This is a genomic window from Roseomonas haemaphysalidis, from assembly GCF_017355405.1.
Lineage (GTDB): Bacteria > Pseudomonadota > Alphaproteobacteria > Acetobacterales > Acetobacteraceae > Pseudoroseomonas > Pseudoroseomonas haemaphysalidis.
Genome location: NZ_CP061177.1, coordinates 520,750 through 539,753, shown reverse-complemented (window position 1 = coordinate 539,753; position 19,004 = coordinate 520,750). Strand labels below are relative to the sequence as shown.

14 protein-coding genes are annotated in these 19,004 nt (G+C 70.7%); 6 read left to right on the top strand and 8 right to left on the bottom strand.

From position 1 onward, the window contains the following. Positions 1 to 156: 156 nt before the first annotated feature. The 6 genes from paoA to IAI59_RS02400 all read left to right on the top strand — a co-directional run bounded on the left by paoA (position 157) and on the right by IAI59_RS02400 (position 9,326). The gene (paoA, locus tag IAI59_RS02425) at positions 157 to 804 is read left to right on the top strand and encodes an aldehyde dehydrogenase iron-sulfur subunit PaoA (RefSeq protein WP_207417937.1); all 648 of its coding nucleotides are present in this window, start codon (positions 157 to 159) and stop codon (positions 802 to 804) included. After that, positions 801 to 1,751, top strand: coding sequence for an FAD binding domain-containing protein (locus tag IAI59_RS02420; protein WP_207417936.1), 951 nt, complete (start codon positions 801 to 803; stop codon positions 1,749 to 1,751). The genes paoA and IAI59_RS02420 overlap by 4 nt, the downstream gene beginning before the upstream one ends. A 4-nt stretch (positions 1,752 to 1,755) precedes the next feature. Further along, on the top strand, positions 1,756 to 3,954 hold the full coding sequence (paoC, locus tag IAI59_RS02415) for an aldehyde oxidoreductase molybdenum-binding subunit PaoC (protein ID WP_207417935.1): 2,199 nt from the start codon (positions 1,756 to 1,758) through the stop codon (positions 3,952 to 3,954). A 170-nt stretch (positions 3,955 to 4,124) separates the two neighbouring features. Next, complete coding sequence (locus IAI59_RS02410; RefSeq protein ID WP_207417934.1) at positions 4,125 to 6,290, top strand: M48 family metalloprotease; 2,166 nt, start codon at positions 4,125 to 4,127, stop codon at positions 6,288 to 6,290. Between the two features lie 174 nt (positions 6,291 to 6,464). Beyond that, entirely contained in the window at positions 6,465 to 8,216 is a 1,752-nt protein-coding gene (locus IAI59_RS02405; RefSeq protein ID WP_237180788.1) for an ATP-binding protein, read from the top strand. Positions 8,217 to 8,666: 450 nt separating this feature from the next. Further along, positions 8,667 to 9,326, top strand: a complete 660-nt coding sequence (locus IAI59_RS02400) for a GntR family transcriptional regulator (protein WP_207417933.1) — start codon at positions 8,667 to 8,669, stop codon at positions 9,324 to 9,326. A 24-nt stretch (positions 9,327 to 9,350) separates the two neighbouring features. On the opposite strand, the gene IAI59_RS02395 is transcribed toward IAI59_RS02400, so the two are convergent. The 8 genes from IAI59_RS02395 to IAI59_RS02360 form a co-directional block, all read right to left on the bottom strand. Next, positions 9,351 to 11,000, bottom strand: coding sequence for an ATP-binding cassette domain-containing protein (locus IAI59_RS02395; protein ID WP_207417930.1), 1,650 nt, complete (start codon positions 10,998 to 11,000; stop codon positions 9,351 to 9,353). Beyond that, the gene (locus IAI59_RS02390; RefSeq protein WP_207417929.1) at positions 10,997 to 11,860 is read right to left on the bottom strand and encodes an ABC transporter permease; all 864 of its coding nucleotides are present in this window, start codon (positions 11,858 to 11,860) and stop codon (positions 10,997 to 10,999) included. The genes IAI59_RS02395 and IAI59_RS02390 overlap by 4 nt, the downstream gene beginning before the upstream one ends. After that, entirely contained in the window at positions 11,857 to 12,888 is a 1,032-nt protein-coding gene (locus tag IAI59_RS02385; RefSeq protein WP_207417928.1) for an ABC transporter permease, read from the bottom strand. The genes IAI59_RS02390 and IAI59_RS02385 overlap by 4 nt, the downstream gene beginning before the upstream one ends. A 4-nt stretch (positions 12,889 to 12,892) precedes the next feature. Next, the gene (locus IAI59_RS02380) at positions 12,893 to 14,506 is read right to left on the bottom strand and encodes an ABC transporter substrate-binding protein (protein WP_207417927.1); all 1,614 of its coding nucleotides are present in this window, start codon (positions 14,504 to 14,506) and stop codon (positions 12,893 to 12,895) included. A 79-nt stretch (positions 14,507 to 14,585) separates the two neighbouring features. Continuing rightward, a complete protein-coding gene (locus tag IAI59_RS02375; protein WP_207417926.1) occupies positions 14,586 to 16,007 on the bottom strand; it encodes a flavin-containing monooxygenase in 1,422 nt (473 codons plus the stop codon). A 5-nt stretch (positions 16,008 to 16,012) separates the two neighbouring features. After that, positions 16,013 to 16,789 carry an SDR family oxidoreductase gene (locus tag IAI59_RS02370; protein ID WP_237180785.1) on the bottom strand — a complete coding sequence of 259 codons (777 nt, stop codon included), beginning with the start codon at positions 16,787 to 16,789 and terminating at the stop codon, positions 16,013 to 16,015. Further along, positions 16,786 to 17,796 (bottom strand): NAD-dependent epimerase/dehydratase family protein, encoded by a 1,011-nt coding sequence (locus IAI59_RS02365; protein WP_207417924.1) that lies wholly within the window; start codon positions 17,794 to 17,796, stop codon positions 16,786 to 16,788. The genes IAI59_RS02370 and IAI59_RS02365 overlap by 4 nt, the downstream gene beginning before the upstream one ends. A gap of 211 nt (positions 17,797 to 18,007) precedes the next feature. Continuing rightward, positions 18,008 to 18,931, bottom strand: coding sequence for an allantoinase PuuE (locus tag IAI59_RS02360; RefSeq protein ID WP_207417923.1), 924 nt, complete (start codon positions 18,929 to 18,931; stop codon positions 18,008 to 18,010). Positions 18,932 to 19,004 lie beyond the last annotated feature (73 nt).

The window sequence follows — 19,004 nt, the reverse complement described above, 5'->3', positions numbered from 1 at the left end:
GAACAACGAGCACGGCAGCAAGAAACGGCCAAGCTGGACCCGCTGTTACTTGAAGCGGGTGCCGCTGGCACGAAACCACCACCAGAAAAAGATGTTCAGCACTCGACCCTGTTTCACGTCGCCTGAGCGGGATTTCGTCAAAAAGGACTCAGCAGCATGAAGATCCACGATGAGCTGGACGTTTCGCGTCGTGGCATGATGGCGGCGGGTGGAGCCGCCGCCGCCATCGGCGCGTTGCCGCGTTTCGCCGTGGCGCAGCCTGCTCCCGCCGGCGGCGACTCCGAAAGAACTGCCATGACCCGTGTTTCCATGACCATCAACGGCGAGTCCCGCACCCTGGAGCTGGACAACCGCACCACGCTGCTGGACGCGCTGCGCGAGCACCTGCATCTGACGGGCAGCAAGAAGGGCTGCGACCACGGCCAGTGCGGTGCCTGCACCGTGATCGCCGGTGGACGCCGCATCAATGCCTGCCTGTCGCTCGCCGTGATGCACCAGGGCGACAGCATCACCACGGTGGAGGGGCTGGGCCAGCCGGACAAGCTGCACCCCATGCAGGCCGCCTTCGTGAAGCATGACGGCTACCAGTGCGGCTATTGCACGCCGGGGCAGATCTGCTCCTCCGTCGCGGTGCTGGACGAGATCAAGGCGGGTATGCCGAGCCATGTCTCGGCCGACCTCAACGCCGCCCCGCAGGTCACGGCCGACGAGATCCGCGAGCGGATGAGCGGCAACATCTGCCGCTGCGGTGCCTATTCCAACATCATCGAGGCCATCACCGAGGTGGCGGAGCGTCAGGCATGAAGCCCTTCACCTACGAGCGGGCCGCGACACCCGCCGAGGCCGCCGCCGCGGCCGCCCGCCGCCCCGGTGCCAAGTTCATCGCCGGTGGCACCAACCTGCTGGATCTGATGAAGCTGCAGATTGAGGCCCCGGCGCATCTGATCGACGTCAATGGCCTGTCGCTGGACAAGGTGGAGCCCACCGCCGAGGGCGGGCTGCGCATCGGTGCGCTGGTGCGCAACAGCGACCTGGCGGCCGATGCCCGGGTGCGGCGCGACTACGGCGTGCTCAGCCGTGCCCTGCTGGCGGGGGCTTCCGGCCAGCTGCGCAACAAGGCCACCACGGCGGGCAACCTGCTGCAGCGCACGCGCTGCCCGTATTTCTATGACACCAACCAGCCCTGCAACAAGCGCAGCCCGGGCTCGGGCTGCGCCGCCATCGGCGGCTACAGCAAGCAACTCGCGGTGGTGGGGCAAAGCGAGCACTGCATCGCCACCAACCCTTCCGACATGGCGGTGGCCATGCGCGTGCTGGACGCGGTGGTGGAAACGGTGAAGCCCGATGGCAACACCCGTGCCATTCCCATCGCCGAGTTCCACCGCCTGCCGGGCGACACGCCCCAGGTCGAGACGGCGCTGGAAACGGGCGAGCTGATCACCGCCGTCACCCTGCCCAAGCCGGTGGGCGGCACGCAAATCTATCGCAAGGTGCGTGACCGCGCGTCCTATGCCTTTGCGCTGGTGTCGGTGGGTGCCATCGTGCAGCCGGACGGCTCGGCCCGCGTGGCGCTGGGCGGCGTGGCGCACAAGCCGTGGCGCGTGGAAGCGGCGGAAGCCGAGGTGCGGCGCGGCGCCAAGCCGGCCATGGCCGCCATCCTGGCCGATGCCAAACCCACCCACGAGAATGCGTTCAAGGTAACGCTGGCGGAGCGCACGTTGCACGCCGCGCTGGCCGAGGCGAGGGGCTGAGACCATGAAGTTCGACACACCCGCCGGCAGCAACCCGATCGACCAGCTCAAGGTGATCGGCCAGCCGCTCGATCGCATCGACGGTCCGCTCAAGACCACCGGCCGCGCGCCCTATGCCTATGAGCGGCACGACGTGGTGTCGCATCAGGCCTATGGCTACGTGATCCCGGCCGGCATCGCCAAGGGCCGCATCACGGCCATGCGGCTGGATGCCGCGCGTGCCGCGCCCGGCGTGCTGGCGATCGTCACGGCCGAGAATGCCGGGCCGCTCGGCAAGGGCAGCAAGAACATCGCCAAGCTGCTGGGTGGGCCGGAGGTGGACCATTACCACCAGGCGATCGGTCTGGTGGTGGCGGAAAGCTTCGAGCAGGCGCGCGCCGCGGCGCAGCTGGTCGAGGTCGACTACGCGGCGGGCGAGGGGGCCTTCGACCTGTCGGCCGCCAAGCAGGCCGGGATCGGCCCGTCCGAGGCTTCGCCCGACACCACCGTGGGCGACTTCGCGGCCGCCTTCGCCGCCGCGCCGGTGACGCTGGACGCCACCTACACCACGCCCGACCAGTCGCACGCGATGATGGAGCCGCATGCTTCCATCGCCGCCTGGGATGGCGACAAGGTGGTGGTCTGGACGTCCAACCAGATGATCGCCTGGACCACCGAAGACCTGGCCAAGACGCTGAAGATGCCGGAGGAGAAGGTGCGGCTGATCTCGCCCTTCATCGGCGGTGGCTTCGGCGGCAAGCTGTTTCTGCGGGCTGACACGGTGCTGGCCGCGCTGGGCGCCCGCGCGGCGGGCCGGCCGGTCAAGGTGGCGCTGACGCGGCCGGTGATGGCCAACAACACCACGCACCGCCCCGCCACCATCCAGCGCATCCGCATCGGCGCCGAGAAGGATGGCCGCATCACCGCCATCGCGCATGAGGGCTGGTCCGGCAACCTGCCGGATGGCGAGCCGGAAAACGCGGTGGACCAGACCAAGCTGCTGTATGCCGGCGCCAACCGCCTGATCGGCAACCGGCTCGCCGAATTGGACCTGCCGGAAGGCAATGCCATGCGCGCGCCGGGCGAGGCGCCGGGGCTGATGGCGCTGGAAATCGCCATGGACGAGATGGCGGAGAAGCTGGGCATGGACCCGGTGGAATTCCGTATCCGCAACGACACCCAGGTGGACCCGGAACAGCCGGACCGGCGCTTCTCCCAGCGGCAGTTGGTGGAATGCCTGCGCCAGGGCGCGCAGCGCTTCGGCTGGGACCGGCGCGACGCCCGCCCCGCCGCGCGGCGCGAAGGTGACTGGCTGGTGGGGCTCGGCGTGGCCAGCGGCTTCCGCAAGAACATGGTCATGAAGTCGGGCGCCCGCGTGCGCCTGGACCGCCAGGGCGTCGTGACCGTCGAGACGGACATGACCGACATCGGCACCGGCTCCTACACCATCATCGCCCAGACGGCGGCGGAGATGATGGGCGTGGGGATGGACAAGGTGGTCGTGCGGCTGGGCGATTCCAGCTTTCCCGTGTCGGCCGGCTCCGGCGGCCAGTGGGGTGCCAACAGCGCCACGGCCGGCGTCTACGCCGCCTGCGTCAAGCTGCGCGAGGCGGTGGCGCAGAAGGTCGGCCTGAACTCGGCCGATGCGGCCTTCGCGGACGGCGTGGTGCGGCTCGGCAACCGCAGCGTGCCGCTGGGCGACGCGGCGGCGGGGGGCGAGCTGGTGGCCGAGGACACCATGGAATACGGCGACCTCGGCAAGCGCTTCCAGCAGGCCACCTTCGCGGGGCACTTCGTGGAAGCCGCGGTGCACAGCATGACCGGCGAGGTGCGCGTGCGCCGGATGCTGGCGGTCTGCGCCGCAGGGCGCATCCTGAACCCCAAGTCGGCCCGCAGCCAGGTGATCGGCGCCATGACCATGGGCCTTGGCGCCGCGCTGATGGAGGAACTGGCGGTGGACAAGCGCCACGGCTTCTTCGTCAACCACGACCTCGCCGGCTACGAGGTGCCGGTGCATGCCGACGTGCCCCACCAGGAGGTGGTGTTCCTGGACGAGACGGACCCCGTGTCCTCGCCCATGAAGGCCAAGGGCGTGGGCGAGCTGGGGCTATGCGGCGTGGGCGCCGCCATCGCCAACGCGGTGTACAACGCGACCGGCATCCGCGTGCGCGACTATCCCATCACGCTCGACAAGCTGATCGACCGCCTGCCTCAGCTGGCCTGACCGCCGGCTGCCGTTTCTGACAAACGGGCCGCGGGGCCATGTCCCGCGGCCCGTCGCGTTTCGGCCGCCATGCCCGGGGCAACCCAGGGGCGGCTTGGCTGAAACGTGATGATCGCCTCGCGCGACTTTACGGCTCCGCTCCCGTTGCCGCTGCGAGGAACAGGACGGACATGAGCAACTCCGATCGCCCCCACCGCCTGCGCGCGACGCTGGGCCTGATCACCACCACGGTGCTGCTGCCCCTCGCATTGCTGGCCTTCGGGCTGTGGCAGCAGGGACGGGGACTGGACGACCAGCAGGAAGCCGAGGCCCGCCAGGCCGGCATCGCCAAGGTCGTGGCCAGGCTGGAAGCCCGGCCCGTGCCCAGCCGCGGCTTCGACAGCGGCGCGGTGTTCCGCGACGGCGGCCACAACTATGCGGGCCCGCTGGCACTGATCAAGGCGCGCGAGGCGCTGGGCCAGCGCGACACCGCCGTCACCGTCGCCCGGGCGAGGCGCGTTCTGCCGCCGGTGGTGATCGGCTGCGGCGCGGTGGTCGGCGTCCTGTCGGCCCTGATGTTGCTGGCGGCCGCCGTCCTGGGGCGGCTCGGCCGCCGGTCGCGTGATGCGCTGGTGCGCGGCTTTTCGCTGGTGCGGCACCTGCTGCCGCCCGTGCTGGGCGCCCAGGTGGTGCTGCTCGCGGTGGGCTTCGTCGCCGCCGTGATCTTTGAGGCAGCGGGCCCGGTGCTGGACGGCGGCTTCTCAACTGAAAGCGCCAAGCTGCTGGGCATCGCGGCCATTGCCGTCGGTGCCAGCCTGTGGACCGCGGCGCGCGCGGTGCTGCAGCTGCGCGGCACGGTAAAGCTGTTTGCCCCGGACCCGCTGGCCATCATCGGCCGCACCGTGTCGCCGGCCGAGGCGCCGGGGCTGTGGCGTGTGGTGGACAAGCTGGCGGCCCGCCTCGGCGCATTGCGGCCGGACAACGTGGTGGTCGGGCTCAGCGGCGGCTTCTTTGTCAGTTCCGGCCCCAAGCTGCTGCAGCCGGGCGACGCCCCGCTGGGCGGCCGCACGCTGTACCTGCCGCTGCCCTTTCTGGCGCTGCTGCCGGAAGACGAGGTCGCGGCGATTATCGGCCATGAGCTGGCGCATTTCTCTGGCGGCGACACCGAATACAGCCTGCGCTTTCTGCCGATCTATGCCGGTGTCGGGCGCTCGCTGGACGCGGTGGTGGAAGCCGGGCGGGTGGGCGACGGCACCGTGTCGCCGCTGATGCGGCCGGCGCTGCGCCTTGGGCTGTTCGTGATGGACCAGTTCCACCATGCCGTGCGGCATTGGAGCCGCCTGCGCGAATTCGCCGCCGACGCGGCGGGCGCCGAGGTGACCTCGGCCGGCGCCGCCGCCCGGGCGCTGCTGCGCACCTCGGCGGCCGACCCGCGCATCGGCGAAACGCTGGCCCCGGCCTTTCAGGCGCCGCGCAGCGCGCCGCCGGACCTGCTGGCGGCCATTCTGGCACAGGCCGCCGAGCGCGGGCTGGACGACCCGGCCGGGCATCTGGAAGCCGAGCAGCCGCACCCCACCGATACCCACCCGCCAACGCGCCAGCGCATCCAGGCGCTGGGCCAGCAGCCCGGGCCCGCGCTTCTGGCCGAGGCCATGGCGCCGCCGCCGCCCGGCGCCCTGGCCCGCCTGGGCGGCTATTTCGCCGAGCCGGACCGGCTGTGCCATGCCGCGACCGAGGACTTCCTGGCCGTCGCCCGGCAGGCCGCGCGGCAGGAGCGGGACGCGCTGCACAGTGCGGCGACCGAGGTCGGCACGGAAACCGTGACGGTGGCCGAGAACCGCTGCCCGCAGGCGCTGCTGCTGACGGGCGTCGGCGTGCTGTTCGCGCTGGCCGGGCTGGCGCTCGCCGCCTTCGGGCTCAGCGGTCTGAGCATGGGGGAGGCATGGCTCATTGGCGGGGTGGCGGGTGGCATCGGCCTGCTGTTTCTGGCCTTCGGCCTGTTCCGGCTGCGCCAGGGCAATCCGCCGGTGCTGGTGCTGCGGCCGGACGAGGTGCTGGTGGTCGGGCTGCAGGCCCCGGTGGCGTGGCGGCACGTGCTGGACGTCGCCATGACGGGCACGCGAAACGGCGTGGAAACCCGCCTCCTGCTTTCGGCCGAGACGCCGTTTCCGGCACGGCTGGCGGGCGGCCGCCGCGTCACGGTGGATGCGCGGCGGCGGGTGGTCACGGTGCCCATGGGTGCGCCGCGGGGCATGAGCCCGCAAGGCCTCGCCGACCTGGTGGGCCGCTACCGCCGGGCCGATGCCGCGCGCCGTGTTCTGGCCGAGCACGAGCAGAGCGACGAGGCCCCCCCGTGACATCCACGCCCGCGTGGCATACTGGCCCCGTGCCGGGCGGCGTGTGCCCGGCATATTGAACCCGCCGGGGCGGGGGCGGCAGCGTGAACCGGGCTGGTCAACACCCGGTGTCCCCCTATCTAAGGCTTTCCATACGACCTGCGGCAGGCAGGTGACCTGACCAAGGGTAAACCGATGAGCAACAGGACCGAACAGAACAAGCCTTCCGCATCGCCGCAGGCGACCGGCATCCCCGCCGGGGGAGCCATGGACCAGGGCGCCAACGAGCCGATCGGCAGCCCGGGCATGCACCACTGGCGGCAGGCGGAAATCACCGATACCACGCTGGACGACCGCGGCAGCGTGTTCTTCGCCGCCGTCGAGATGACCCGGATGCCGATGATCCTGGCCGACCCGCGCCAGGACGACTGCCCGATCGCCTTTGCCAACAATGCCTTTCTCGACCTCACGGGCTATGAGGAGGCGGAGGTGCTGGGCCGCAACTGCCGGTTCCTGCAAGGCGCCGGCACCGACCCCACGGCCGTCCGCCAGCTGCGCGAGGCGATCCAGGAAAAGCGCGCCGTGGCGCTGGAGATCCTGAATTACCGCCGGGATGGCACGCCGTTCTGGAACGCCATCTTCATGGGGCCGGTCTTCGACAAGCAGGGCGAGCTGATCTATTTCTTCGCCAGCCAGCTCGACGTGTCCGTGCGCCGCGACAGCGAGCAGTCGCTGCGTCAGGCGCAGAAGATGGAGGCGATCGGCCAGCTGACCGCCGGCCTGGCGCATGACTTCAACAACCTCCTGCACGTGATCGACGGCAGCCTGGAACGGCTCAAGGCCCGGCGCTTCGACGACCAGGCCTTTGACCGCTTCCACGACATCGCCGCCGCCGCCTCGGAACGCGGCGCCAAGCTCACGCGCCAGCTGCTGGCCTTTGCCCGCCGCACCCGGCTGGAGCCGCGCAGCGTCGACCTGACGCATCTGGTGAATTCCTTCACCGAGCTGCTGGAAACCTCGGTGGGCGAGAAGGCGGACCTGCATCTCAGCCTGCAGCGGCGCCTGCCCAAGGTGCGGGTGGACCCGACGCACCTGGAGATGGCGCTGCTCAACATCGTGGTGAACGCCCGCGACGCCTCGCCCGACGGTGGCGCCATCACGGTCACCACGCGCGCCATTCACCTGAACGGCGATGCCGCCGCCCGCCAGCTGGAGCCCGGCGACTACGTGATGCTTTCGGTCAGCGACGAGGGCATCGGCATGCCACCGCACATCCAGGCGCGGGCGATCGAGCCGTTCTTCACCACCAAGGGTCCGCAGCACGGCACTGGCCTCGGGCTGGCCATGACGCATGGCTTCGTGCAGCAGTCGGGCGGCCGGCTGGAAATCGACAGCATCCCCGGGCAGGGGACCACCATCCGCATGATCTTTCCGAAGTTCGTGCCGGAAGGGGAGCAGAACGAGAATGGTGGGGAGCGCATCGGCTACCAGCCCCACCCGGTGGATGGCACCGCGCGCGCGCCGCTGCTGCTGGTGGTGGATGACAGCCGCGAGATCGCCGAGATGGCGCGCGACGCGTTGATCGACACCGGCTACCGCGTGCTGGAAGCGCACAGCGCGGAAGAAGCGCTGCGGCTGTTCGACGAGGCCGCCGCTTCCGGCGATGCCGTGGACCTAGTGTTTTCCGACGTCATCATGCCTGGCGGTGCCAACGGGCTAGTGCTGGCCGAGCAGCTGCGCGAGCGCGCGCCCGGCACGCCGGTGGTGCTGACCACCGGCTACAACGACGAGATGTCGTTGGATGGCCCCAAGGCCGGCAGCATGGAAGTGCTGGGCAAGCCCTATAAGCGCACCGAACTGATCGACCGCATCCAGGCCGCGCTGCGGCAGGGGCGGCGCATCGGCCCCGGTCGCGATACCTCGGACTTCGGTCACGCCCAGGCTTGATCCGTGAGCCCCGGCACCACCGGGGCGCGGCGGCCCCCTGTCCTTCGGTTGCACCGAAAAGGCCGGGGTGCCGGTGCGACAGGGGGCGGGTTTGGCGAGGGCTGCGGCGCTGCAGCGGAGGCATGTTCTCGTCCGACGTTGGGCGGCAAGGCGGAGGTCTTGCAGGCCCGTCCGCAATTCTCCTTCAAGATGTGCCTTGGTAGCGCGCTGGCCTATGCCCCCAGTGGCCCCTGACGGTGCCGACGGGCAGGCTCCGCTGGCCGTCGGCACCGTGTTGGCCCATCCGCCCGTCGCAGCCGGCGCTTTCGAGCCTCGCCCGGCAAGGGGTGGCCTGCTGCGGCACCCGCATGCGCGCCGGAAACCTCACCCCCGATGTTCATCCCCCGGGCTTGAAACAAGGGCGGCCCTGACGCAATGCTGCGGTTTCCGTCTTGCTGCACAGGGAGCCATGTGAGCCCCAGGCCTGATCCGACGCCTTCCCTGCAGGAGGAGGCTTATCGCGAGATCCGTTCGCAGATCATCAGCTGCCGCTTCCATCCCGGTGCGAGGCTGCGGGAGGCTGATGTTGCGGAAAGACTGGGGCTTGGCCGCACCCCGGTCCGGCAAGCCTTCGACCGCCTGCGGGTGGAGGGGCTGGTGCTGGTGCATCCACGCCGCGGCGTGGAAATCCGGGACCTCGAACAACGCGACCTGCTGGAGATCGTGGAGGCCCGCCTGATCAACGAGGTGCATGCCGCGGGCCTCGCCGCCCTGCGTGCCACCCAGGCCGACTTCGTGGCGCTGGAAGATATCGTCCTGCGCAGCGCCGCGGTGACGACGGTCAGCGAGACGCCTCTGCTGATGCAGCTGGACCGCGCCTTTCATGAGAAGCTGGCGGATATGTCGGGCAATGCCGTGCTGGCCGGGATCCTGCGCAACTTGCAGGACCGCGCCATCCGCTTCTGGTTCATCGCGGCCGGGCAGCAGCCGCAACGGCAATCCGTGGTCGCGCAGCATGCCGACATCCTGGCCGCCCTGGCCCACAGGGACCGCACCGCGGCGGAAGCGGCGATGAATCGCCACATCGAGGATTTCCGCAGCAGCGTGCAGCACCAGCCCGACTTCTCCTGATGCCTGTCTGCTCAGGGAGCATCGTCAAACGAGCGCGCGTTCCGGCTGGAAATGCGGGATGGCGGCGATGAGCTGCGCCGTATACGCATCGGCAGGCGCCTGGAACACGCGCGCGCTTTCGCCCTGTTCCACGACGCGGCCCTGGCGCAGCACGATCAGCCGGTCGCACAGCATCCGCACCACATTCAGGTCGTGGCTGACGAAGAGGTAGGACAACCCCTTTTCGCGGCGCAGCCGCTCCAGCAGTTGCAGCACCACCGCCTGCACGGATACGTCGAGCGCGGCGGTGGGCTCGTCCAGCACCAGCAGGCGCGGTTGCACGGCAATGGCGCGGGCGATGCCGACGCGCGCCCGCTGCCCGCCGGACAGCTGGTGCGGGTAGCGGTCCAGCAGGGCGCGCGGCAGGCCGACGCCGTCGGCCGCCTCCTGCACGCCCTGGCGCAGCGACACGGGGTCGTGCAGCCGGGACAGGCGTCGCAACGGATCGGCAATGCTGTCGAACGCCGAGAAGCGGGGGTTCAGGCTTTCCCCGGCATCCTGGAAGACGATTTGCACGCGGCCGCGTTGCGGCGCGCGGTGGAAATCGCGCGCCGGGATGGCGCCGATGGACTCGCCCTCGAAGATCACCTCGCCGCCGGTGGCATCGACCAGCCGGGTGACCAGGCGGGAGATGGTGCTCTTGCCCGAGCCGCTTTCCCCTACCAGCCCCAGGCTCTCGCCATGGCGCATGGCGAAGGAAACGCCGTCCACGGCCACCGTGCCGTCGGGGTAGCGCTTGGCGAGGTTCTGTACCTCCAGCAACAACGGTGTTCCCGGCGGCCGGGGCGGGGCAGCGGCGGCCGGCGGCAGCGGCGGGGCGTCGGGCGTCAGGCCGGCGATGGTGGAGGTGGGCGTGGGACAGGCGGCGACGAGGCGGCGCGTATATGCTTCCCGCGGGGCGCCGAACAGCCGCGCGGGGGGCGCGCTTTCCACCACGCGGCCGGCTTCCATCACCGTGACTTGGTCGCAGTACTGGGCAGCGAGACCCAGGTCGTGGGTGATCAGCACCAATCCCATGCCGCGCTGGCGCACCAGGCCGGACAGCAGGTCCATCACCGCCTTCTGGGTGGTGACGTCGAGGCCGGTGGTGGGCTCGTCGGCGATGATCAGGCGCGGCTCGCAGGCCATCGCCATGGCGATCATCACGCGCTGGCACATGCCGCCCGAAAGCTCGTGCGGCAGGGCGGCGGCGCGGCGGGCGGCATCGCGGATCTGCACGGCTTCCAGCAGCGCGACCGCGCGCGCCTTGGCCTCGGCGGCCGACAGCGGGCGGTGGGCGCGCAGCACGTCGGCGATCTGCGCGCCGACGGCGCGGATCGGGTTCAGCGCGGCGCGCGGGTTCTGGAAGATCATCGACAGCGCGGCACCGCGCAGCCGCCGCAGCGCGTGCCCGCCGGCCCGGGTGATGTCGGCGCCGTCAAAGCGGATGCGCCCGGCGGTGACCGCGCCCGCACGGTCCAGCAGCCCCATCACCGCCAGCGAGGCGACGGACTTGCCCGAGCCGCTTTCACCCACGATGCCCAGCACGCCGCCGGCCGGCACGGCAAAGGAAACGCCGCGCAGCGCCTCCACCCGGCCGCGCCGCGTGGCGAAGGCGACATGCAGGTTGTCCACGTCCAGCAGCGGAGCCGTCACGTGCGCATCCTCGGGTCCAGGATGTCGCGCAGCCCGTCCCCCAGCAGGTTGAAGCAGAGCACGGCGAACATCAGCGCGAGGCCGGGGAAGGCCACCAGCCACCAGTGCCCGGCGGTGATGAAGCGCGCGCCTTCCGCCACCATGATCCCCCATTCCGGCGTCGGCGCCGTGACGCCGAGGCCGAGAAAGGACAGGCCGGCGGCATTCAGGATGGCCCAGCCCAGGTTGAGCGAGATCTGCACGGCGACATTGGGCAGGATGTTGGGCAGCAGAAAGCCGAGCACGATGCGCCCGCCGCCGTTGCCCGAGGCCCGCGCCGCCTCCACCCAGCCTGCCTGGCGCCGCACCGCGACCTCGGTGCGGGCGAAGCGGATGTAGAAGGGCAGGTTGATGACGGCCGTGGCGTAGACGATGTTCTGCACCTGGTTGCCGAGGGCCGCGACCATCGCCATCGCCAGCACGAACAGCGGAAAGGCCATCAGCACGTCCACGAAGCGCCCGACGGCGCGGTCCAGCCGCCCGCCGTGATAGCCGCAGAAGGCGCCGATGACGGCGCCGACGGCGAAGGACAGGCCGACGGCGGAGGCGGCGATGGCGAGGTCCAGCCGCGTGCCGTGGATCAACCGGCTGAGGATGTCCCGCCCGAGCTGGTCCGTGCCGAACCAATGGGCGGCGGAAGGTGGCCGCATGGCGTTGGCGACGTTTGTCGCCACGGGGTCGTAAGGAGCCAGCCAGGGTGCCAGCAGCGCGACCAGCACCAGCAGCGCTGTGCCCGCCAGGGCCGCCGCCGTCACCGGGTTGCCGCGCAGCACCCAGGCGGCGTGGCGCAGCATGGACGGGGGTGCGGTGGTCGCGCTCATTCGGCGCGCGCCCGCGGGTCGGCCAGGCCGTAGAGCAGATCGATCACGAGGTTCACCACCACGAAAATGCTGGCCATCAGCAGCACAAAGCCCTGCACCGGCGCGTAGTCCGAGGCCTGCAGCGCATCCAGCGCGTAGGAGGCGACGCCGGGCCAGGAGAACACCTTCTCCACCAGCACGTTGGCGCCGAGCATCGTGGAAAAGACGATGCCGGCGATGGTCAGCACCGGCAGGATGGCGTTGCGCAGCGCATAGACCAGGATGATGCGCCAGCCCGGCAGCCCCATGGCGCGTGCCGTGCGGATGAACTCGCCGCCCAGCACCGCCAGCATCGATGCGCGCGTCATCCGCGCCAGCGGCGCCAGCACGAACAGCGCCATGGTGGCGGCGGGCAGCAGCAGCTGCGTGGCGGCGGCGCGCCAGCCCTCCCCGTCGCCGGTGAGCGCGAAGTCGACCAGCAGGAAGCCGGTGATCTCGGGCGGCGTGGCGGCGAAGATGTCGAGCCGCCCGGTGGGGTCGGGCGACCAGCCCAGCAGGTAGTAGAAGACGTAGATCAGCAGCAGCCCGGTGACGAAGGTCGGCATGCAGACGCCCATGGTGCACAGAAAGCGCACGAGGTGGTCGACCGCCGAGCCCGGCCGCAGCGCCGCCAGGATGCCCAGCGGCACGGCGGCGAGCAGCGCGATCAGCAGGGCGCTGAAGGTCAGCTCCAGGGAAGCAGGCAGGCGCTGGCGGATATCAGTGAGCACCGGCTGCCCGGTGGTGAGCGAGCGGCCGAGGTCGCCGCCCGCGATATCCCGGAAATAATACAGCAGCTGCACCGGCACCGGCTTGTCGAGGCCCATCTCGGCGCGCAGCGCATCAATCTCCGCCTGTCCCGCGCTGGGGCCGCCGGCGAAGTACACCGCCGGGTCCCCGGGCAGCACGCGCATCACCAGGAAGGTGAGCACCAGCACGCCCAGCACCGCGGGGATGGCGGCCAGAAGCCGCCCCCCCACGTGCCGCCCGGCCCGCCCCAGCGCCCGCATTCGCTCAGGCCCGCTTCAGGTCGCGGAAATCCACCTGCCGGTAGAACTGGTAGGTGAAGCCCTCGATCGACTTGCCCATCACCGCGTCCATGTTGGGCTGCCACAGCATCAGTAGCGGCATCTGGTCCGCCAGGATGGTGATCATCTCGCGGCACTGCGCCTCATAGGCCGCCGGGTCGCGCTCGAAGCGGGCGGCGTTGGCCAGCTCGGCGATGCGCGGGTTCTCCCAGCTCGCGAAGTTCCAGCGCTGGTCGCGGGTGAAGTAGAGAAAGAAGAAGTAGTAGGTGGCGGGCAGCCAGGCGGTGCCGGAATCCGTGTAGAAGGCGAGCTTCTTTTCCGCCTGCAGCGTGTTGAGCTGCGCGTCCGGCAGCTTCTGGATCTCCACCTTGATGCCGATCCGCCCCAGCGCCTCCTGCACCAGGGCGGCCACCGGCTCGGCGGTGGCTGCGGTGCTGGCGCCAAAGGAAAAGGTGGTGGCGAAGCCGCCGGCCATGCCGGCCTCGGCCAGCAGGGCACGGGCCTTGTCGAGATCCTGCTTCACCGGCATCGGCTGCGGGAAGTCGATGCCGGGGGGCGTGGTCCAGTCGCCGCCATAGAGCTTGCGGCCGCGCCCGAACAACGAGGCCTTGAACATGTCGTCATAGGGCAGCGCGGCGGCGATGGCCTGTCGCACCTTCGGGTTGTCGAAGGGGGCCATGCGGGTGTTGAACGAGATGTGCGTGAAGCCGTTGGTTTGCGGGATCGAGGCGACCTTCACCTGGCCACGGCTTTCCAGCGAGGCGATGTCGCTGGTCTGCAGGTCGATGGCGATGTCGGCGTCGCCCTTCTCGATCAGGTTGGCGCGCGTCGCCGCCTCCGGCACGGTTTGCGAGATGACGCGGCGGAAGAAGGGCAGGGGGCCGTTCTTCCAGTCCTCGTTGCGCGTCAGCACGGCCTGCACGCCGGGGCGGAAGCTTTCCACCTTGTAGGCGCCGCCGGCCGCCGTGTTGGTTTGCATCCATTTCTGCGCCCAGGGATCGTCATCCGTGGCGTGCTTCTTCGCCAGCGTACTGTTGATCATGATCGCGTAGGTCACGGCGAGGTTGGACAGCGCCAGCCGGTCCGGCTTGTCCAGCGTCACCACCACCACGCCGGGGCCGGCGACGCGGAACTGCTCCGTGCTGGTCAGCGACCCCGTCTGGAACTGCGACACGGCCAGCGACTTGGCGCTGACGTGGCGGTCGAGCGACCACTTCACGTCCTCCGCCGTCACCGGCGTGCCGTCGTGCCACAGCGCGCCGGGGCGCAGGTGCAGCGTGATGGTCAGGCCGTCGGCGCTGATCTCGAAGCGCTCGGCCAGCTCGCCGCGGATCTCCGTGTTGTCGAACACCCAGTTGCCGTTCACCTGCTTGCGCCCGAAGGCGACCAGCCGGTCGTAGACGTTCATGCTCAGCCCGAAGGACTCGCGCGTCGTGCCCGGCATGGTGGGGTCGAGGGTGTTGATGGCACCGCCGGTGATCTGGCGCAGCGTTTCCGCGCGGCTGGCGGCCTGGGCCAGCGCCGGCGCGGCGCTCAATGCGATCGGCGAGGCACCGAGGGCTGCAAGGCCCATCAGGCCTTGGCGTCGGGTCACGGTCATGCTGGCATTCCTTCGGAAAGGGCACCCGGGGCCGGGCGCGGCGCGGAGATCGTGATCTTCATACGCAAAAAGCGTGCCCTCATGCCGTCACCGGGCGCCGCAGCACCGACTGGGGCGTGTTCCAGGCCTGCAGCTCCGCCCAGTGGTGTTCCACGTCCTCGGTGAACAGCGCGCGGGTCAGGCCGTTCACCAGCTTCGGCACCGCCGTGGTCATGGCGTTGATCGAGGAGCCGGAGGCACCGAAGCTGAGGGTGGAGGCGATGGAGAACAGGTGCAGCCGGGCGATCCAGGGCGTCTGCCCCACCGTCTTCTCCTGCAGCGCGTAGTCGGCGCCGAGGTATGGGAAGCGGGCCAGGCGGTCGTCGCGCTCGCCTTCCGGCGGGGCGTAGCGGTCGCCCCAGAGGGCGATGTTGCCGGCGCAGCGTGCGAGTTCCGGCCGCGCGGCCGGCTGCATCTCGATGCCGGTTCCACAGATCAGGAAATCCGCCTGGAACGGCCCCTGCGGCGTGTCGATCTCGACGCCGCCCCCCGGCAGCGCGCGGGCGCCGCGCCAGGGGGCGCCGGCATGCAGGGTGAAGTGGCCATGCCGCGCGCAGCGGTCCCAGGTCGGCTGCGGGAAGCCTTCCCGCAAGCTCAGGATGTGGCGCATCAGCCGCCAGCGCCAGCGGTCGTCCAGGTCTGAAAGGTGACGCAGGAAGCCGGCAAAGGTCAGCCACAGGTAGGGCTGCACCAGCTGCGGCTCCGGGCGGCGGCAGAACAGGTGCACCTCCGCCGCGCCGGCTTCCAGCGCGCTGGCCGCGTTGTCCAGTGCCGAGGCGCCGGCGCCGAGCACGGCCACGCGCTTGCCGCGCAGAAGCGCGAAGTTGATGGCATCCGCGCTGTGGGCGCGCAGCGCGGCGGGCAGGCCGGCGACGAAATCCGGCATCGCCCAGCGGCCCAGGCTGTCCTGCCCCGTGGCCAGCACCACGCGGCGGGCGTGGCGCAGCGTTTCCGTGCCGTCCGCTGCGCGCAGCGTCACCGCCAGCAGGTCGCCGGCGGGGGCGATGTCCGTCACCACCGTCTCGTTCAGCACCGGCACCTGCACGGTGTCGCGCAGCCAAAGCAGGTAGGCGGCCCAGTCGCCACGCGGGATGCGGTCCAGCGCCTGCCAATGCGCCGCGCCGTAGCGGGCCTCGTGCCACGACTGGTAGGTCAGGCTGGGGATGTCGAGGTCGGGGCCGGTGTAGTCCTTCGGGCTGCGCAGCGTCGGCATCCGGGCATAGGTGAGCCACGGGCCTTCCAGCCCGCGCGCCGCGCCATCCACCAGCAGGATGTTGCGCACCTGCGCGCGCAGCAGGCCGAAGCCGGTCGCCAGGCCGGACTGCCCGGCGCCCACCACCAGCACGTCCAGCGCCGCGTTTCCATCCGGGCCGGGGCGCGGCGGCACCCAGGGCCGCGCAGGGTGGGCAATGCGGGCGAGGTCGTCGCGCGCGCGTCCGGTCAGGGCCTGCAGGGCATCCATGGCCGTCAACCCGCGAGCCAGCCGCCATCGACGGGCAGCTCGATGCCGGTGGTGAAGCTGGCGGCGTCGCTGGCGAGGTAGAGCGCGGCTTCCGCCACCTCCTCCGCCCGGCCGAAGCGGTGCATGGGGTGGCGCATGCGGGAAGCCTCGCGCGGCACGGCGGGGTCGGGGTGGCGGTTGAAGCTGCGGTTCAGCAGCGGCGTGTCGATCGCGCCGGGCAGGATGGCGTTGACGCGGATGCCGTCCGCCACGAAATCCAGCGCCATGGTCCTGGTCAGCGCCAGGATCGCGCCCTTGGCCGCGATATAGGCGGTGTTGCCGCGCCCGCCCGCCCGGGCCAGCTGCGAGGCGAGGGTGACGATGGCACCGCCACCCTGCGCCTGCATGGCCGGGATCACCGCCCGCGCCCAAAGCCAGGTGCCGCCAAGATTGGCGCGGATCACCGCGTCCCAGGCTTCCGGCGCCGTGCTCAGCACCGTGCCGCCGCTGGAAAAGCCGGCGGCGCAGACCAGCGCGTCGATGCGCCCCCAGGCTGCCAGGACCGCGGCAGCATCCCCGTCAGCCGTGCCGGGCTCACCGACATCGGCAACGCGCGCCATTGCCGTGCCGCCGGCCGTGGCGATCTCCGCCGCGACGGCGGCCGCCGCTTCCGCATCGCGGTCCACGATGCAGACCCGCGCGCCGTGCCGCGCGAAGAGCCGCGCCGTCGCCGCGCCGATGCCCGATCCGCCGCCGGTGACCACCGCCACGCGGCCTTCCAGCCGCAATGCCTCCGAACTCATGCCATCACCTCCAGGGCCGCGCCATGCGCCAGCCACCATGCTTCGAAATGCGTCGCCGCGGCCGCCGCGCCGTGGCGGGCGTGCCAGCCGAATTCACCGTCCAGCCGCGAGGATGAAAGCGGCGCGCGGTCCGCCGTGCCGTGCAGGTCGATCGTCGGCACCTCGCCCCCTTCCGCCAGCCGGCAGGCGAAGCCGGGGCGCGGCACGCGGCACAGGGCCTGGCCCCAGCCCAGCAGCGGCCACGGCACGGCGCCGGTGACGTTGTAGAGGCGCTGCCGTGGGCGTTCGGCCGCCAGCAGCATCGCCACGGCCTCCGCCACATCCGGCGCGTAGACCCAGTCCCGCAGCCCGGGGCGCGGCAGCAGCGCGGGCGTGCCGGCCGCTGCCGCCCGCATCACCTGGAAGGGCGGGCTGAGCGTGTCGCGCAGGCCCGTCGCGTGTTCCCAGGGGCCGAACACGGCGCTGAGCCGGAGGCTGATCACGTCCAGGCCCCACAGCGCGCCCAGGCGGTCGCAGACGCCTTCGCCGGCCAGCTTGGTGATGGCGTAGAGGCCCGTGGGGCAGGCCGGGCCAGCCTCGTCCAGGGGCGTGTCGCCGGGGCCAGCGCCGTAGGCGGCGGCGGAGCTGAGGTTCAGCACCCGCCCCACGGCCGCATCGCGCGCCAGGCGCAGCAAGCCGGGCAGGGCACCCAGGTTGACGGCCAGGATGGCTTCCGGTGCCGCTGCCTCGCGCGCCGGGCCGGCGGTGATGGCGGCACCGAGCACCATGCCGTCGGCGCCATCCCGCAGGTAGGGAGCCACGGTGTCCGGCCGCGTCACGTCCACGATGCCGGTGGTCAGGCGTCCGGACAGGGCACCGAATGCGGCCGCCGCGGCGGTGGGCAGGGCGTGGCGGTCCAGCAGGGTCACGTTGTGCCCTTGCCGCAGCAGCGCTTCCGCGATGTTCAGCCCGACAAAGCCACAGCCCCCTATCAGGAGGATGCGCCGGGGAGGCATCGGGACAGGCATTGGCGCGGCGCCTTGCCGCACCGAAGGGACCATCGACATCGCGGCAGCATGGTCGCCGGCGAAGCGTGGCGGAAGCGTGCTTCATGCCGCTGAAGCCCGCGATCTGCGCTTGATTCACGCCAAGCTGAGATATCAGGAGCGGGACGCGAACAACCTGCTGCCTTGCTGGGCAGCGGCGTCTGTCCCGGCCTCGCTGCCGCCGCCGTTCCCCTTATTCGTTGAGCCCCTTTCCAGCGTAAGGATGCTCGCGCATCCAATGCCGCGCGATATCGATGCGACGCGTGACCCATACCCCTTCATGCTTCTGGATATGATCCAGCAGCTTCGCCAGCCCCGCGGCGCGGGCGGGGTGGCCGATCAGTCGCATGTGCAGTCCGACGGACATCATCTTCGGCGTCTTCGCACCTTCGGCGTAAAGGGTATCGAAGGCATCACGGATAAAGGAAAACCACTGGTCGCCCGTGCCGACAGCGCCAGCGAACTTTCCGTCGTTGTTGGTCAGGCTATAGGGCACAACGAGGTGCGGCTTACCCTCCACCGTCAGCCACCAGGGCAACTCGTCGGCGTAGGAATCGCTGTCGTAAAGAAAGCCGCCCTCCTCGGCGACAAGGCGGCGGGTGTTCACGCTGGGTCCATAGCGGCAGTACCAGCCCAGCGGACGGCTGCCGATGGTGCGCTCCAGCGATTCCACGGCGCGGCGGATGTGCTCGCGCTCCTCCGCCTCCGACAGCTCGAAATGCTTGATCCAGCGCCAGCCGTGACAACACACGTCGAAGCCGCTTTCGCGGATGGCGGCGGCAGCCTCGGGATTGCGCTCCAGCGCCAGGGCGCAGCCGAAGATGGTCAGCGGCAGGCCGCGTTCCTGGAACATCCGCAGCAACCGCCAGAAGCCGACGCGGCTGCCGTATTCGAACATCCCTTCCGCCGCCAGGTCGCGCCCCGTGCCCATCTGGCTGAGCGCATGCCCCTCGGTCAGGCCGGATTCCGTGTAGCCCTCGCCATCCTGCACGGACGGCTCGGAACCCTCCTCGTAATTCATCACGAAATTGACGGCGAGCCGCGCGCCGCCCGACCAGCGCGGGTCCGGCGGATGGGCGCCGTAGCCGATGAAGTCGCGTTTCACCTCGTAGGACATGCGGTGCGGTTCCTCGGAGCCTGTTGAATGCAAGGCCGGCTTCGACGAAAAGGTCGAGGAAGCCGTTCTTTTT

Bases quoted from the DNA above. Each gene is read 5' to 3' on its own strand.
- IAI59_RS02370 (WP_237180785.1), bottom strand. From the start codon at position 16,789: ATGAGTTCGGAGGCATTGCGGCTGGAAGGCCGCGTGGCGGTGGTCACC.
- paoA (WP_207417937.1), top strand. From the start codon at position 157: ATGAAGATCCACGATGAGCTGGACGTTTCGCGTCGTGGCATGATGGCG.
- IAI59_RS02420 (WP_207417936.1), top strand. From the start codon at position 801: ATGAAGCCCTTCACCTACGAGCGGGCCGCGACACCCGCCGAGGCCGCC.
- IAI59_RS02385 (WP_207417928.1), bottom strand. From the start codon at position 12,888: ATGCGGGCGCTGGGGCGGGCCGGGCGGCACGTGGGGGGGCGGCTTCTG.
- IAI59_RS02360 (WP_207417923.1), bottom strand. From the start codon at position 18,931: ATGTCCTACGAGGTGAAACGCGACTTCATCGGCTACGGCGCCCATCCG.
- IAI59_RS02380 (WP_207417927.1), bottom strand. From the start codon at position 14,506: ATGACCGTGACCCGACGCCAAGGCCTGATGGGCCTTGCAGCCCTCGGT.
- paoC (WP_207417935.1), top strand. From the start codon at position 1,756: ATGAAGTTCGACACACCCGCCGGCAGCAACCCGATCGACCAGCTCAAG.
- IAI59_RS02390 (WP_207417929.1), bottom strand. From the start codon at position 11,860: ATGAGCGCGACCACCGCACCCCCGTCCATGCTGCGCCACGCCGCCTGG.
- IAI59_RS02410 (WP_207417934.1), top strand. From the start codon at position 4,125: ATGAGCAACTCCGATCGCCCCCACCGCCTGCGCGCGACGCTGGGCCTG.
- IAI59_RS02405 (WP_237180788.1), top strand. From the start codon at position 6,465: ATGAGCAACAGGACCGAACAGAACAAGCCTTCCGCATCGCCGCAGGCG.
- IAI59_RS02365 (WP_207417924.1), bottom strand. From the start codon at position 17,796: ATGCCTGTCCCGATGCCTCCCCGGCGCATCCTCCTGATAGGGGGCTGT.
- IAI59_RS02375 (WP_207417926.1), bottom strand. From the start codon at position 16,007: ATGGATGCCCTGCAGGCCCTGACCGGACGCGCGCGCGACGACCTCGCC.